General features: G+C 47.3%; 12 protein-coding genes. 7 read left to right on the top strand and 5 right to left on the bottom strand.

All coding sequences use genetic code 11. The annotated features are described in order from the left end of the window. The 3 genes from RH89_RS29825 to RH89_RS03190 all read left to right on the top strand — a co-directional run. Nucleotides 1–1,314 (top strand): hypothetical protein (locus RH89_RS29825; RefSeq protein ID WP_004398666.1); only part of this gene is annotated, 1,314 nt, incomplete at its 5' end. Between the two features lie 3 nt (nucleotides 1,315–1,317). Next, the gene (locus RH89_RS03195; protein ID WP_004398665.1) at nucleotides 1,318–2,595 is read left to right on the top strand and encodes a patatin-like phospholipase family protein; all 1,278 of its coding nucleotides are present in this window, start codon (nucleotides 1,318–1,320) and stop codon (nucleotides 2,593–2,595) included. A 170-nt stretch (nucleotides 2,596–2,765) separates the two neighbouring features. Then, nucleotides 2,766–3,089, top strand: coding sequence for a hypothetical protein (locus tag RH89_RS03190; RefSeq protein ID WP_004398663.1), 324 nt, complete (start codon nucleotides 2,766–2,768; stop codon nucleotides 3,087–3,089). A gap of 5 nt (nucleotides 3,090–3,094) precedes the next feature. On the opposite strand, the gene RH89_RS03185 is transcribed toward RH89_RS03190, so the two are convergent. From RH89_RS03185 to RH89_RS03175, 3 genes are all read right to left on the bottom strand, one after another. Beyond that, nucleotides 3,095–4,093 carry an AraC family transcriptional regulator gene (locus tag RH89_RS03185; protein WP_080563950.1) on the bottom strand — a complete coding sequence of 333 codons (999 nt, stop codon included), beginning with the start codon at nucleotides 4,091–4,093 and terminating at the stop codon, nucleotides 3,095–3,097. Next, nucleotides 4,080–5,456, bottom strand: a complete 1,377-nt coding sequence (locus RH89_RS03180) for an MATE family efflux transporter (protein ID WP_004398660.1) — start codon at nucleotides 5,454–5,456, stop codon at nucleotides 4,080–4,082. The genes RH89_RS03185 and RH89_RS03180 overlap by 14 nt, the downstream gene beginning before the upstream one ends. A 226-nt stretch (nucleotides 5,457–5,682) precedes the next feature. Further along, on the bottom strand, nucleotides 5,683–6,975 hold the full coding sequence (locus tag RH89_RS03175) for a hypothetical protein (RefSeq protein ID WP_004398659.1): 1,293 nt from the start codon (nucleotides 6,973–6,975) through the stop codon (nucleotides 5,683–5,685). 518 nt (nucleotides 6,976–7,493) lie between these two features. Here RH89_RS03175 and yegD point away from each other — a divergent pair. The 3 genes from yegD (at nucleotide 7,494) to RH89_RS30295 (ending at nucleotide 13,384) form a co-directional block, all read left to right on the top strand. Then, nucleotides 7,494–8,864 (top strand): molecular chaperone, encoded by a 1,371-nt coding sequence (gene yegD, locus RH89_RS03170; RefSeq protein WP_004398658.1) that lies wholly within the window; start codon nucleotides 7,494–7,496, stop codon nucleotides 8,862–8,864. A gap of 576 nt (nucleotides 8,865–9,440) precedes the next feature. Further along, entirely contained in the window at nucleotides 9,441–11,246 is a 1,806-nt protein-coding gene (locus tag RH89_RS03165) for a S8 family peptidase (protein ID WP_004398657.1), read from the top strand. A 515-nt stretch (nucleotides 11,247–11,761) separates the two neighbouring features. Next, nucleotides 11,762–13,384 carry a PKD domain-containing protein gene (locus tag RH89_RS30295; protein WP_004398655.1) on the top strand — a complete coding sequence of 541 codons (1,623 nt, stop codon included), beginning with the start codon at nucleotides 11,762–11,764 and terminating at the stop codon, nucleotides 13,382–13,384. A gap of 44 nt (nucleotides 13,385–13,428) precedes the next feature. On the opposite strand, the gene RH89_RS03155 is transcribed toward RH89_RS30295, so the two are convergent. Continuing rightward, nucleotides 13,429–14,226, bottom strand: a complete 798-nt coding sequence (locus RH89_RS03155) for an arylamine N-acetyltransferase family protein (RefSeq protein WP_004398653.1) — start codon at nucleotides 14,224–14,226, stop codon at nucleotides 13,429–13,431. Between the two features lie 339 nt (nucleotides 14,227–14,565). Between RH89_RS03155 and cysS the strand changes: the two genes are divergently transcribed. Further along, nucleotides 14,566–15,942, top strand: coding sequence for a cysteine--tRNA ligase (cysS, locus tag RH89_RS03150; protein WP_004398651.1), 1,377 nt, complete (start codon nucleotides 14,566–14,568; stop codon nucleotides 15,940–15,942). A gap of 85 nt (nucleotides 15,943–16,027) precedes the next feature. On the opposite strand, the gene RH89_RS03145 is transcribed toward cysS, so the two are convergent. Beyond that, on the bottom strand, nucleotides 16,028–16,435 hold a 408-nt coding region (locus RH89_RS03145; protein ID WP_004398650.1), incomplete at its 5' end, for an EamA family transporter.

Raw genomic sequence — 16,435 nt, 5'->3', positions numbered from 1 at the left:
GGTGGTGACGGACATATCTCTGGCGTTTACCAGTGGGTAAACAAAGTCTATCAGGCGCAGATGTACAACTATGGCATCCGCACCATGTACGACTTTATGGTGCCTGAACCAGGAGCATTTCTGATTGAAACCCTATCTGATGCCCACGCCAGTGCGTTGCAGATCGAAAAGCCGATGGAGTTTCCCCTCAAACCTAGCCAGATTACCGAGCACAACTACCACACCTGGGTGCAGGAATACGGGGCAACCGATGTGTCGCCTCCGCCGGAAATTTACATCACCAAATCGCTGGATTTCAAAGCTGGAGGTGGTGACGATGACACCCATTACAATCACTCTGGTGTTATTCAGATCGACGAAGGCTATAAAGCCATTCATGGGGTTGTCGGGCAAGTAGCGACCATCTGGGAAGATAACTTTGTGGTCGATGTGGTGATCGGGAATCGCTCTCACCGTTTCGAAGACGGCGACTGGGTTTGGAGCACCAGCCTGAGCAATGAAAGAGAAAGTATTCCTTTTGCACTGCAAACATGGAAAGTCAGCTACTTGGCAGCCATCGTCGAAGTGAAATGCCAGCGAACCGATCGCGCTTTGATGAAGTGGAAGCTAGACACACACGCCAAACTCACCAATGCCTACAAGGCTCGTCTGTCTGAGTACGAAGAAAAACTGGCTGCCGCCGAGTTGCAGGCAGGCGTGGCGATAGAGGGCAAAAACCCGGCACTGAATCTGGAAATCATGAAGGATGAACTGAAAAAACACTGCATCAGTATCCTGACCGAGCAGCACTTTGATCTGTTCAATGCCATTGATACCGGAGCTGAAGGCTTCCCACAAATCGACCTATTTGAAAATGAAGCAGAAGGACCTTATGTACGCTTCTTCGAGCAGGCATTTGAGTGGGAGCACGTAACATGGGTGACTTATCCTTATTTCTGGGGCAGAAAACCCTTATGGGATGAACGCATTGCCTATGAAGATACCGACCCGCTTTTCAATCAGTTCCTCAAAGCCGGGTATTGCCGCGTGTCAGTTCCAATCCGACTGGGCTTTGAAGGCGCCGTTGACCACTTTATTTCCTTTGGTGAGCTTTGGGATGGCGGACCGCTTCCCGCTATATCAAGCGATCTGTATCTGCCGATTGCCGATGAAATTGCCGAACGTCTGGACAGACCGGGAGAGGAAGAACCGCAAGGTGACCCTTGGGATGTGCGCATTCCAACCACCTTGGTGCACCTCAGAGCCGACGACAAGTTACCGAAATGGAAACAGAATGAGGACGGAGAATGGGTTGAAGATCTGGACGGAGCGTAAGCCATGGCTCGAATCTCTAACCCGACCGATGTCCATTATCTCGCGCTCGAAGGTGGCGGGGGCAAAGGGGTTACCTACCTTGGGGCAATACGCGCTTTAGAGCGGCTTGGGGTATTGCCCATTAACATCGACACTCCGGGTCAAAACCAGATCCGGGGCATCAGTGGTGCTTCCGCAGGTGCGATTACGGCGATGTTTCTGGCGATGGGATACAACTCAACACAGCTACAGCAAGTGTTGAGTAATTCCAGCACCTTTACCGGATTCTTTGACGGACCCAGTACAGGTTTGTCGCGCTCGGTAGACAGTAACAACCGCCCTGCTTTGCATACCAGCGCCCCCAATGGGGTGCGACCGATTGATCACATTCGCCAGCAAACCCGAAGCATTCGGGGTATTTCTACCCTTGCCGGCGCATTGGGTTCTCTGGCGCGCAATGGAGCATTCGGTTCCACATCAGACCCGATTGTTCAACGGCTGATCGCTCACCCAGAGCAGTACCTGTTCAACATTCTGTTTGATAGAGGCATGTTCCCCGGCACCAATGCCAGAAACTTTCTACAAAATGCCGTCTATGGCAGGTTGTGGAATCGTCTGGTCAGGAGCCGTCTCGCACCCGGTCAGCACATTCCCATCATGGCAGTGAATGGATCAGAACTGAATTTCACTGAATTCTTTAACCTGACGGGGGTGGACTTGGTGATCACCGGTTCAAACCTGACTAAGCATAAACCGGCGGTGTTTTCTAAACGGCATACCCCACATTTCCCTGTGGCTGAGGCAGTGGGCATTTCGATGAACCTGCCTATTCTGTTCAAGCCTGTGCATGTGGAAGCCAATGTGCCTACGGGTCAATACAACCGCAGAGCCGATGACTACCACGGTTTGTGGATGGATGGTGGCGTGCTGAACAACTTCCCGTTGCATGCGTTTGATTTCCTTTCGCCACAAGTGTCGCCCCAGTACCCTAACCTTCGTCCGCTGAACCCGAACGTACTTGGGTTAAGGCTGACGGATGGTCACCCGACACCACAGCGAGCATCACCACCGCAACAAGGGACGTTTGATGTGCTGTTGAGCCATCTGGGAGATGTATTAGGGACGGTGCTGTACCCGTCTGAAGAGGGGCAAATTCGCAACTCAGATGAAAGGGATCAGTCGATTGATCTGTATACCTACGATCTGGCAACAACGGAGTTTGCGCCCCCAGCCAGTAAGAGTGCAACTCCCATCGCCGAGGCAGAACGGTCAGTGGACAGGTATTTCGCCGCCTCCCCTTAGCGAGGTTTCAATACAATCAACCGCTCAGTTCGTTTATCGTTCTGGGCGGTTTTATTTTGCTCTGCAACCACCGAAATAAATACATTGAGGCTGCCAGTTCTTACACTGGCTTACGTAAATTCCATGATTCGAGTGTTAGCATCCCCGCATGACTATTTGGGATAAAACACATGAATAAACTACTGATCATATTGATAGCGATTTTGGTAATCTCCGGTTGTTCAAACTTGGGAGATCGCTATAGATACCGTCATGCTGTTGTGGGTGAAACCAGCTCAGAAGCTCTGATCAAAGAATACGGTCACGCGACGACTTTGATTGACCAAGAAAACGGCAAAATTTCATACATTTATGACAAAGGCGAATACATGTATGCGTTCACCTTTGTCGATAATGTACTCATCTCCAAAGAGAAAGGTGAAGAAGTGGATGGTGAATACATTTTTACCGAATTAACGGACATTGAATTCGGTGCCGATGGCGAATTCAACTAACAAATTTAACCGCTCAGTTCGTTCATCGTTCTGAGCGGCTTCATCTTGATCCACACTTCCATATCTATCCACTCCGGCTTACCGTTATCATCAAATCGCGTGAGGATCGGTTTGTCATAGCGTTCAATCAGAGGGGCGGTATCTGGCTCGTAACCACTGTAAGGCAACCACTTTGCATACAGGCTTAGCTGAAACTTAGCGGCATCATCTGGCTTACCCTGATAACGAAACGCCGCATACCTACCCGCTTCCAGTTTTCCCAGTTCAAAAGGTTCTTTGATTTTGCTTTTCTGCTCCGGCGTGATGAAAAGAGCAGCGTCGTAGCGGCACTTTTCTCTGGGAGTAAAAAGCAGATTATCTCGACACATGGCCAAGCGAACCTGCTCCATCGGACCAATTTCGTTTTTGATTCCCCATTCAATCAGATTTTTCCAGCATTTAAAGATACTGGGTAGCAGATAACCGCGTTTCGACCTGAGCAAACAAAGCTCTTTTTCTTCGGTTTCGAAGATTCGTTCTGGCGTTATGGCTTCGCTTGGCTCGCAGACATCCGCTTCACGGCGCAACGAATGAAGATGCTGCAAAACCGACGTATCAATGGGTTGCTTTAACTCAGTTTCTATATCTTTTGCTTTGCTCGACTTTCCACTTCGCACACCATAAGGCGTAATACCAAAACGTTCTTTAAACGCACGGGAAAAGTTTGCGCTGCTGGAAAAGCCGTGGCTTAAGGCGACCTCGGTAATCGACTCCGAGCGAGCAAAAAGCAGCCTGTTGGCTGCTTTTTCTAACCGTAACCGATTGCTGTACTGGGTCAGGCTTTCACCAATGATTGCACTGAATATCCGTTGAAAGTGGAACTTTGAAAAATGACTCAGCTCCGCCGCTTCCTCTAGTGTAAGCGGCTTTTCAACATGAGCGTGAATGTGCGACAAAACGGGTTCAAGCCTTTCCTTGTACACTTGCCAGCTTTCTGCTGACACCGATTCCTTACTTAACGTCAACGTAACTCAACTCCGATGAAGACAAATTGCGGTATTCCTTAAAGCAGAATAGGAAAGTGATGACCGCAGAGAAAACATCGGCTGCCACAATTGCCAAGAAAATACCGTTCATACCAAAGTAATGAGGAAGGATCAGCAACAACGGCGACATAATCAATACCACGCGCAGCAAGCTGTACAGCATCGCCAGTTTTGCGTTGCCTTTTGCCTGATAAAACCCAGTTGCCAGCATGTTAATACCAGCCAGTGGCAATCCCCATATGGTGGCAAAAATAATAACCTTACCGTAATCAATAAGCACACTTTCTGTTGTGAATATTCCAAGTAACCATTCGGGTATGACAAGCAAAGCCACTGTCACCAGGCTTGAATACACCACCATCGCGGTAAGTGAAACTTTGATGCTTTCCTGAACCCGCTCGAATGCACTCGCACCTAAATTAAATCCACATATGGTCTGGAAGGAGATCAGCATGGCGATCATTGGCAGGATGATGAAGATAGAAAGTCGACCAAGAATACCGTAGGCACTAATCCATTCTTCTGTCGCCATAAAGGTAAACTGGTAGTTCACCAATCCTGTCTGAATTGCCATTCCCATCTGCGCGATCAGTACCGGGATCCCAAGTGCCAGAATCGAACCCCAGAACTTAAGATGTAACCCGAACGAGAATCGCACCAAAGTGCCGCCTCTGAGGTATAAACTTACGGCAATTGTCAGTGACACGAGCTGAGCAATGATGGTTGCCCACGCTGCACCCGAAACTCCCCAACCCAGAAGAACAATGAAGATGTAATCCAGAACAATGTTGAGAACGGACGAAGTGAGCATCAGCAGCATCATGATCTTGGCTTTGCCTTCTGCCCGGAATACGTCTCCTATCACCGGAAGCAAAACTGCGATTGCGCCCCCTACAATGATAGGCTGAGCGTAATCATAAGCCAGTGGATAGAAAACCGGAGGCACCGCTAAGAATTCCAGAACTGAATCCAGTTGCCACATTCCGACCACAAAGAACAGAATGCTGAACACCGAAACCAAAAGGACTGAGTTCCCGGCAATCTGACCGGCTTCTGGCAGCTTCTTTTCGCCAATCAGCCGAGTGAGAATTGCCGCAGTACCGGATGCCACCATGGCACCAATCGAAGAGATCAGCATTTGAGCCGGGAAGACCATAGAGACGGCACCAATCGCATCGGCACCTACCCAACGGGCAATGAAGATTCCATCAACCACTCCATATAAACCAATCACCAGCATACCGATACAAATCGGAACCGCTGTCTGCATAAAGAGTGTAAAGACGGGCGTATTTGCCAATCTTTTCGTGGATTCGTCTTCTGCGAATTTCGTTTCTGACATGAGTTATCGTTTTCCTTTTGATTTAGCCTGACCGACAGTTTACGAATAATGCTGAGATAAGAATTTTCAATTCTTGCGAACTTAGCGCAACTGATTTTACAAGTTAAGTTTTCCCTTGCTCGCTCGGGGGGAGGATATCTGAAAGTGATCTCAAAAAGAAAAGCCCGGTTGCACAACAACCGGGCTTAAATGCACGTACTCTAACAGATTGTATTTGAAGATTTATTTAACCAAATACAATTGGGATGTTCTTTTTCTCAGTAAGAGTGATGACCTGACTTGCGGTCACAATGTGAAGCTTGCGAACGCTAGGGTTAGAGTAATCAATGATGACCGATTTTGTCTCTGGCAGAACATTGCGAAGTTCTGTTGTGACGATATTTGCTCGATCAGCACCCGCTACTTCAGCCTGATTCAACGAACCAGAGTCGTTCGAACCCAAAGTCACAATGGTCTTTGAGCCATTGCCAGTGATGCTCGCAACCACCTCTGTCAGTGAGTGGCTACCAAAAGTCACATTCACTTGCTGGTCTGCAACCTTTGCCACCCACTCGGTATTTCTCAGGTCTGCCACTCTGGCTTCTTTTACCAAACGTTTGAACTTGACGTTGTCTTCCGAAGAATCTGAAGACAGGGTCAGAGTATTCCCATCGTATTGGAAACGATTTTTGGTTCTCAGTTCGTCAGACCATCTCAGATGGATACGGTGAGACCAATGTAAGTTGCCAAAGTTTACGGAACCCTGAGTTAAGTCGTAGCCTGACTGCCGAGCGTAATCAAAATTGAACTGAGTACCTTTGTTCCCCTTCTCCAACGTTCCGTTGGTGATGTGAAAAGGACGACCTGCACTGGTCTCCATCGCCAGACCAGAGTCAGTATTGTCGGTTTCGAATATACGAAGAGCATATTTGTGAGCCACATAATATGGCCAGTCTTTTGGTGTGTGCTGAAGCTGCTCCAAAATTGGCTCAACGGAATTGGCATTTTCAACCACAAACTCAGGTCCTGGATTTTCTGGTACCCAGTAAGAGTCGAACACCGACTGACGAACGTTTTGCACTTCTATGGATTCTGTCGTATCACGGAATGCCAGTGTTTTTCCCGTAGAGCTGGAAGAAAGGTGCATTTCAGTGGTCATCAGCCTGAACGAGTTGATGTTGTCTGCTGTTACTAACGCTCTTAGATCATCAAATTCTGCGGTTGAACAACGTTGAGTGTAACCAAAATCTTTAACGGTCACGTTCATGTCACCGCCAAAGGTACTTTGCGGATCGCTGAGATTAAGGACTCCAGACACGTGCCCACAGGTATGGTCGATATCAAACGCAATCGAACCATCTGCCGACTGCTCCGCAAATGTCATGAGCATTTTTTGGTTTAGTTTATTGTCTGCGAATTCCGTATAGGACATAACGCGACCTTCGAGGGATTCAGTGAAAGACGGGGACGATGTTTGGGCAATCGATGACGCAGAAGACAATGTAAGTGCAACTGCCAATGAAACTTTAGAGATTTTCATTGTTTTTCCTTCATTATTTTTATGGTCTGCCAGTATTTCTGAGGTTATTTCAACCTCAAATACGAGCGAATAAAGAAACGCTCTGCGTTTGTAAAAAGTAAACTCGATAAGAATTCATTCAGCATGACGCAGAAAAACGCGTAACTTCGCGAAAGTATTGATTAGTAAAGCCTTAACTCTTTGGTTAAATACGTTTTTGATAAAACTAACAATACGGAGGGGAAACTATAAATTTCGAAAATCTGCGTCAATGGGAATGTTCCCTTTTATTGATCTTTTCCTCACTTTTAAATAATTCTCATTCAGGTTGAAAGTTTTTTTAACATCTTGTTTTACAAGAAGATCACATTTTCCATACATTAAAGTATGACAACCTGTATTTTTTGAGACGCACTATTTAGCTCACCAAGAGGCGGTGCTTACTCACATTTTGTCAATTTGATGCATATACCAGTTTCTATGACATTCATTTTGCTGTAGGATCGCCGACCTTTTTTCACTCAAATACGGGAGGTTACATGTTCATCGGTTTTGATTATGGAACAGCAAATTGCTCAGTCGCATCTATGGTGCAAGGTGAGTCGAAAGAGGGGAAAACGCCCTCGCTCATCCCGTTAGAAAAAGACAGCCACTTTATTCCTTCCACACTCTGTGCCCCGACTCGTGAGGCAGTTTCAGAAGCCCTGTTCCGTCACCATGGTATATCTCCGAGTGATGAAGCTGGGGAAAAGGCATTGAGGCGAGCCATTGCTTTTAACCGCGAAGAAGGCATCGAATTACAGCCAGAAGATTTGCTTTTCGGGCAAGCGGCGCTGGATCTCTACCTGGAAGATCCACGTGAAGTGTATTACGTGAAGTCGCCCAAATCGTTCCTTGGTGCCAGCGGATTGCACGAAATGCAGATTCGGTTTTTCGAAGATCTGGTGTGCGCCATGATGGTTAACATCAAAAACAACGCAGAGTCGCACCTTGATAAGATCATTACGGATGCCGTGATTGGTCGCCCAATTAACTTTCATGGGCGCGGTGGAGAAGAATCTAACCGACAGGCAGAAGGAATTCTAAGAAGAGCGGCAACCCGAGCCGGGTTTAACAACATCGAATTTCAGTTTGAGCCTGTCGCGGCGGGGCTGGACTACGAAAGCACATTAAACGAAAACAAAACCGTGCTTGTCGTGGATATTGGTGGTGGTACTACCGACTGCTCACTCATCGAAATGGGACCAGACTGGGCACGTAAAACCGATCGCAGTGATAGCTTGCTGGCTCACAGTGGTCAGCGTGTTGGAGGAAACGACTTCGATATTTATCTGGCATTTAAACAGCTTATGCCTGCGTTTGGCAGAGGCAGCAAAACCAAAGCAGGAATCGATATTCCCTTGAACCAGTTCTGGAATCCGGTTGCCATTAACAATGTGGAAGCTCAGAAAGATTTCTATGGTCGAGAGAATCACAAAGTGCTTCGTCAGCTAAGAAAGGAAGCACTGGAGCCTGAAAAACTCGACCGACTTTTACAGGTTTATCAGGAAACCCTGGGCTACAGTATTATTCGTCAGGCAGAGCAGGCTAAGATTGCGCTCTCTGACAATACCGTTCATCAGGCGCAATTAAACCTGATTTCAGAGATGCTGGACGTTGAGGTAACTCAGAGCCAAATGGCAGAAGCGGTCACGGCCCCGCGAGAGAAAATGATCGACCTGGTGGCAGAGGCATTGAAACTGGGTGGTAAAAAACCTGACGCGATTTATCTGACCGGAGGAAGCGCGCGTTCACCGATGTTGCGCAGCGCAATAGAGACTCAATTGCCTAACGTCCCTATCGTCAGTGGCAGCTACTTCGGCTCGGTTACGGCAGGGCTAACCCACTGGGCAGATACCTGTTTCAGCTAGTGTGACTTTGCGTTAAGTCTCCACCTGTCTTATTTTAAAACAAGTGCACTTATTGAACAGATAAGTGCATCCCCCTTCCCCATCCGTACAAAAAACAGACAAAATGTGATTTTGGTTATTTTGTAAACAGCCAGAATTCCATCCAGCAAAACGAATATATCTAGATACTTTGACCTTTAATTCTCATTTGAATAGCTTTTCTCAAAATAAATCAATCCTAAATCAATCAAGCAAGAAATTAAGTATCAAACAAATTCCATTAATTACTAAAAGATAGATTTCATCGCTATACATGCCGTTTTATATTGATGATTCCATATATTCACTTCCATTCTATAAACCCCATTTTTTATACCTTAGTGTTTTTAGCGAAATTTAGAACGGGAACGGAGATCCCGATTTGTGTTCGATTTGGTTGGTGATGGATTACATAACCGAATCATTCGCAGCTCGCTAAATTCAATCCGATTCATGTGCACATTTCAGTATGTTAGGTGGGGAGACAGGTAAACCGCCTGCATACGTGCACAGAGAAGAAGGTTGATGGCGAGTCGCTATTTGTCACGGAGATAAGAAGTGAAACTAACAAACTTCAAACACACAGCAGTGGTAACGGCGCTTATGCTAGCGGGAGTATCCGCATCTAGCGCTTTTGCGGCAGATTCGTCTGCGGCTCTTGTTCAGGCTCAGAACTCAGTGCAAGCACTGTCCCGAGCGTTGGAAACGATCCCTAGCGATAACGTACAGCTTATCGTTAAGTACAAGGCGTCTGCGACTGCGAAAAGCGGCTTCATGGCGTCAATCGTGAAAGCTCAGCAGTCTGATAACATTCGAAGCTTGTCTAATGACCTGACGAATGAATTAGGTAACGAAATCAGCTACAAACGCGCCATGCTTCTGGACGATCACCACGTTGTGAAAGTGGGCAGTGCGACCAACGCATACGACTTGGAAAACATCATTCAGAAGCTAAAAGCTGATCCGAACGTAGAAAGTGTGGAACTGGATGGCTGGGCAGTACCTTTCTACACACCAGCGGATCCTCAGTATTCAAGCCAGTGGCACTACAGCAACAACACAACAGGTATTCGTGCACCTCAGGCGTGGAACAAAGCGACCGGTCAGGGCGTCACAGTCAGTGTTGTGGATACAGGTTTCACTAACCACCCAGACCTGACCCCAAGTCTGGTTTCTCATTACGATTTCATCACCAATTCCTGGACATCGCGTGATGGCGATGGTCGTGATTCTAACGGTATTGATGCTGGTGACCGCTCAGCGTATGGCGAATGTGGTCGCGACAAGTATGGCAACCCTATTCCAGCTCGTAATTCCACCTGGCACGGTACACACGTACTGGGTACAGTCGGCGCGGTTGAAGGTAATGGTCAGTACGGTGTCGGTGTTGCGTTTGATGCAACCCTGACCTCTGCACGTGTACTTGGCCGTTGTGGTGGTTCTTTATCGGATATTGCAGACGGTATCATGTGGGCAGCAGGCGCGGGTAACGTGTATAACAGCAATCCGGCACAAGTCATCAACCTCAGCCTTGGTGGTTCTGGCGCCTGTGGTTACACCTACCAAAACGCGATCAACGCGGCACGTAATAAAGGTGCTGTGGTTGTTATCGCAGCAGGTAACGACAGAGTCAATACAGCAAACGTAAGACCTGCAAACTGTCAGGGCGTTATCACGGTTGGCGCATCTGACCAAAGCGGCAATCAGGCAAACTTCAGTAACTTCGGTTCCGAAGTAGACATCATGGCACCGGGCGTAAGTATCCTGTCTACTGTGGATTCAGGTACAGCAACGCCTCAGGGTCCTTCTTCTACTCGTATGAGCGGTACCTCGATGGCAACGCCACACGTGGCAGGTGTTGCAGCTCTGGTGAAACAAGCATTCCCAGCAGCAACTCCGGATCAGGTTGAAAGCATCATCAAAGATTCTGCTCGCCCATTCCCAGGCTCGTGCAGCAACGGTGGCTGTGGCGCAGGTATGCTAGACGCCAATGCTGCGGTTGATCGCGCAATTCAGCTTGCGGGTGGTGGCACGCCAGACCCGGATCCAAACCCAAATCAAGGTGGTACAGCTTCCGCTAAGAACCTTTCAGGGGCTCAAGGCAGCTGGGATCACTACAACATCGACATTCCAGCAGGAATGAGCAAACTGGTTGTCAGCATTGCTGGTGGCACAGGTGACGCCGACCTTTATGTGAAGTTTGGCAGCCAGCCGTCTACTTACGACAACGACTGTGCTCCTTGGATCAACGGTAATGCAGAATCATGCGTTATCAACAATCCAAGCGCTGGTAAGTGGCACATGAGCCTGAATGGCTATCAGGCATACTCAAACGTCGATTTGACAGTTACGTGGACTCCATAACTTCAATGGAACCTCAATCCATTTTGCCCGGCTGACGCGCCGGGCTTTTTTGTATCTGGAACAAGCACCTAGCATGTTAAAAGCGAGTATTTGTTCAAATTGGAACATTGTCACTAAAAGAAAAACTGAGAGATTTATTAGTTTCATTTAATCCGAACTGCTCTCATAACTTCATAAAATGCATTGATTTTTTGGCAAAAAAATAAAGCGGATTCAGTGTGTTCGGCTAAGTTTTTATTGCTTGAAAAGAAAGGGGAGTTCTCCTGTTCGCACAAACAGGGTGATTATCTTGAGAGCAAACATTCGATTATTCATAGAAGTTAGGCACTTTAGCTGAGCAGATACGTTTGATCGAATAACACAACCTGCTCAATTTCAATAGCTTGTCCTTACCGTCACGTCCTTCAGGTAGGGTTTGGGGTTCCAGGTAAAAGTTGAAATCAACAGATGCATAAAAATGGAATTAAAAAAATGAACCGCAACATCAGACAACTTAATAAGAAAAAAACCATCTCATGGTGATCAGCGCGTTGGCAATGGGAGTGGCAACGGCCACGTCGGCATTTGCAGCCCATGACCAGATCCCAGATGTACTGCCAACTATTTCTGAAGAAGTCAGCGCACAGCTTTCTTTAACTGCAAGCAGTGCTCTGGAAGAAAGTGCTAATCTGCTTTATTCACCAGGCGCAAGCTTCATCAAAGTCCACTTCTCTCAGTTTCAGGTACCGGAAGGCATGGCAGTAGAAGTCTCGTCCCCAGACAGAGATGAAGTACTGCACTACGGACCGGGTTTGAACACAGCGAAAACCTACAATTCTGCTGCGGGAGATGATGGCGTAAACAGCTTCTCTGCGATGTCGATTCAAGGCGACACTGTGCATGTAAAAGTCATCGGTGAAGCTAAGGATCCAAATGCGGTCCTTAATGTGGTCATCGATCAATACCAGAAGGGTAAAACGCAAGCCGAGATCGATTCGATCATCAACATGAATCCAGACGGCACCGAGTCTATCTGTGGCACCGATCAGAAGAAAGCCGCGGTGTGCTACAAAGATTCTCACCCAACAGAATTTGCCCATTCAAAGCCAGTAGCAAGGCTGTTGATCGGCGGTCGCAGCTTGTGTACAGCGTGGCGTGTCGGTCCTGATAACCTGATGATGACCAATAACCACTGTGTGGAATCTGCGGCTGAAGCAGCTTCTACAGAAGTCTGGTTCAACTACCAGCAGGCATCCTGTGGTGGAGCGAGCGCAACCACAGTTAAAGTTCAGGCGAACAAACTACTGTCTACAGACTACACGCTGGACTACACCCTGTTTAACGTGAAGAACTTCTCTCAGATTTCTAAGTTTGGTTACCTTGGTTTAGACCCTCGTATTCCTAAGCTTTCTGAGCGCATCTACATTCCTCAACATCCCGGTGGCCGTAAGAAAGAACTGGGTATCGAGACTGACAGAGGTCTATGTCAGGTCGATCGCCCTGTAACAAATGGTCGCGGTACTAATACGGATGCAGGTTACCTGTGTGATACCGAGGGCGGTTCCTCCGGTTCACCTGTATTAGCGGCAGCCAGCAACAACGTAATTGCACTTCACCACCTTGGCGGTTGCTACAACAAAGGTGCACACATCAGTAAGATCTGGCCAAAAGTGTCGTCTCACTTCCCGGGCGGTGTGCCTAACAGTAAAGTGGACTTGATTGATATTAACCAACCACCTGTTGCTGATTTCACTTATGCCTGTAACGAGCTTGCCTGTACCTTTGATGCGTCTAAGTCTTATGACAACGACGGAAGCATCGTTCAGTACGCCTGGAGCTACGGTAACGGCAGCACTGGTAAAGGCGTGAAAGGCGTTCAAAACTACGTCGCGAACGGCACTTACACAGTCAAACTGACAGTCACCGACAATGGTGGTAAATCGGCTTCTTATAGTCAGAAAGTGTCCGTCAAGAAAGGCTCAAACGGCGGAACCTGTCCGGGGCTTACGACCTGGGATGCAGGTACTGTGTATCTGACTGGCGATACTGTTCAGCACAATGGCGTGAAGTACCAAGCTGAATGGTGGACACAAGGTGCAGATCCAGAGAAAAACTCTGGACCTTGGGACGTATGGAAAGATCTGGGCGCTTGTAACTAGCCCCCCAGCAACCTCAACAAAACCGGAGCATCAGCTCCGGTTTTTTAGTCCTGATTAAACCAGCTTTCCACATCGAAACCAGTCGGTAACACCACGTCAAAATGCTTTTTAAGCAGGGAATGGTATTCCAGTACAGAATTGACGGATTGTTCGGATTTCTTACCTTGTCTGGTTGTTACCAACTTACGCCCTGTCAGGGTTAACCGACCATCAGACGTAGCGATTGAGCAACTGGTTCTCTGTGTGAAAATGGCTTTGGGAGACGTCTGCTGATAATCACACATCTCAGTAAAATCACTTAAAATTCGTTCCCTCAAAGTGAACTGATATTGAGGTTGCCAGGTTTGCTTGTCTTCGCTGCGCATCAGGAAAAGTTGCCCGTCTTTATCTTCGACTTTGTAAGAGGAATAGGCGTCATGATGGACAGTGCCATCTATCGAAATTGGCACCAGAAAGCTGTCTCCTACCCCAACATCAGCCAAAAGCTGTTTACCCTCGATCTCGACCAGTGGCATTAGGTGATCAAACTCCGGTCCATAATCTTCAGAACCAAGGACTCTTGCCGAAAGCAATTGAACTTTGAACCCCATTGAGAGTAACAAAAGATAAAAACCGTAGTTGAGCTCGTAACAGAATCCGCCCCGCTTTTCCTCCAGCAGTTTGTGAAGAATCTTCGGTTCTGAAAGACTGATTTTTCTGCCAAATGTAATATCCAGATTTTCAAATGGCAGGTGATATAAATGGGCAAGATGAAGCTGCGCTAACAACTCACGCGGGTCTTTTGGTATTTCGGTTATGTTTAATCTTTTCAGGTACAGTACTTTTTGGTTATCCGTTAACATGGTTTTCCTGTTTGCTTTTAGCTTCTTGACGTTACTTGGTTATGGTTGAACTGCACTCTAAAACCTCAACTTAGGTCGAGGTCAACACTTATTGCAGTTTATATCAAACTCCCCCATTGCAATCTGGTCTCATCTCGCTTAATTTAAAAAACATGAACTTAATGACTGCGTTTATCAATCAAGAGTGTTGTTGCTGTAAATCCTGCATTTACGGCTGCATTCGAGTACCTGACGCATAGTTAACCAAGATATCAATATCACTCGATTACCAAGGCCGTAGATGCTCCCATCTACGGCCTTTTTTATTTTGTTCACGACAACCGAAACAAGGATTGAATTATGGCTCAGCCAGCACTGCAATTTTTTAACACTATGGACAGAAAACTCATGCCTTTTAATGGCATTGAGGAAGGAAAGGTTGGGTTGTATGCATGTGGACCGACCGTTTACGACTACGCTCACGTTGGCAACCTTCGCACCTATCTTTTTGTCGATGTGTTGCGCCGAGTTCTCCAGTTGAATGGCTACGAGGTAAAGCATGTCATGAACATCACCGATGTTGGTCACCTCGTATCGGATGGCGACACCGGCGAAGACAAAATGGAAAAAGGGGCGCGTAAGCAGCAAAAGTCTGCTTGGGAAATTGCCACTTTTTTTGAGGACGCTTTCTTTCAGGATTTCGAACGGCTGAACATTCTTACTCCATCGATTACGTGCCGCGCAACCGAGCACATTCAAGAGCAGATAGAATTTATCCAGTCTTTGGAAGAAAAAGGATTTACCTACCAAACCAGTGATGGCGTGTACTTCAACACGGACAAACTGCCGGATTACGGCAAGCTGGCGAAACTGGACAAGCAAGGGCTGGAAGCAGGCATTCGTGTGGATATGGCAGAGAAAAAGCTGCCCACCGACTTTGCATTGTGGAAATTCAGCGGTGACAAGCAGAGACAGATGGAATGGGACAGTCCTTGGGGCAGAGGTTTCCCCGGCTGGCACATTGAATGTTCAGCCATGGCAGAAAAATATCTGGGGGAAGTGTTCGATATCCATATCGGTGGAGAAGACCACATCCCGGTTCACCACACCAACGAAATTGCCCAGTGTCAGGCAAAAAATGGTCACGTTCAGGCAAACTATTGGTTGCACGGTTACTTTCTGAAAATCGATAACGAGAAGATTTCCAAATCAGGCAAATCCCTCCGTTTGGAAAGCTTGTTGGAACAAGGCTTTGAGCCACTAGCCTACCGATATCTGGCTTTAACCAGTCATTATCGAAGCCACCTGAGTTTTACCTGGGACGGCTTAAAAGGCGCGCAAAAAGCCCTTAGCCGACTGAGAACCAAAGTAGTGGCATTGCCCAATGGCGGTGAAGTTGATGAAAAGTTCCGACAGGAATTTCTGGAGCGAACCAATCGTGACCTTAACATGCCACAAGCGTTGTCCTTGGTTTGGGAAGTATTGGACAGCGCACTTTCTCCCGAAGACAAAAAAGCCACGCTTTTGTATTTTGACTTGGTGTTTGGTCTGGAAATAGACAAAGTCAAAGAAGAAGCGATCCCAGAGGAAATCATTCAGCTTGCCGAAAGACGAGTGAAGCTCAAGCAGGAGAAAAAATACGAAGAAGCGGACGCAATCCGAAATCAGATTCTGGCTCTTGGTTATCAAGTCAACGACGCGGGAAAACAGTCAACCGTGATCAAAAGTACCAGTTGATCACGTCATAGAAACTGAGCAGGGCAGCAAGCTGCCCTGTTTGTACCTAGGGTCTGTTGACCCTAATAATCTTACGCTGCTCGGCTCAGCGAGAGCTTGTTACAGGCACCGAATCCTCCACGCCTTGAGGTTTCGGAGGCTGTGGTCTCGCAAGATAAATTGCCACAATAATGGCGAACGCACCCAGCATTTGTAAATGAGTAAATGTCTCACCAAGTACAGCGTAACCCAGCAAGCTAGCCGAAACAGGGCTAAGAAAGCCTAAAAACGAAGTCGTGATCGTATTTAATTTTTCAATTCCCCTGAACCACACAAAGTAGCCAAATGCTCCGCCTATGATACTTAAATAAACATAGCCCGAGATGTTGACCAGATTCAGTGAAGAAGGAAAGTCTTCATACATCATGGCGGCAGGGAGCAAGGCGATACCACCCAGTGTCAGTTGCCATCCGGTGAAACCAAGAACCGTCATCCCTTCTGGTCTTCCCCAATG

Origin of the sequence: Vibrio nigripulchritudo ATCC 27043, from assembly GCF_000222685.1 — a bacterium.
Classification (GTDB): Bacteria; Pseudomonadota; Gammaproteobacteria; order Enterobacterales; family Vibrionaceae; genus Vibrio; species Vibrio nigripulchritudo.
The sequence above is the reverse complement of the archived record's forward strand: the minus strand, read 5'-3'. Positions and strand labels throughout refer to the sequence as shown.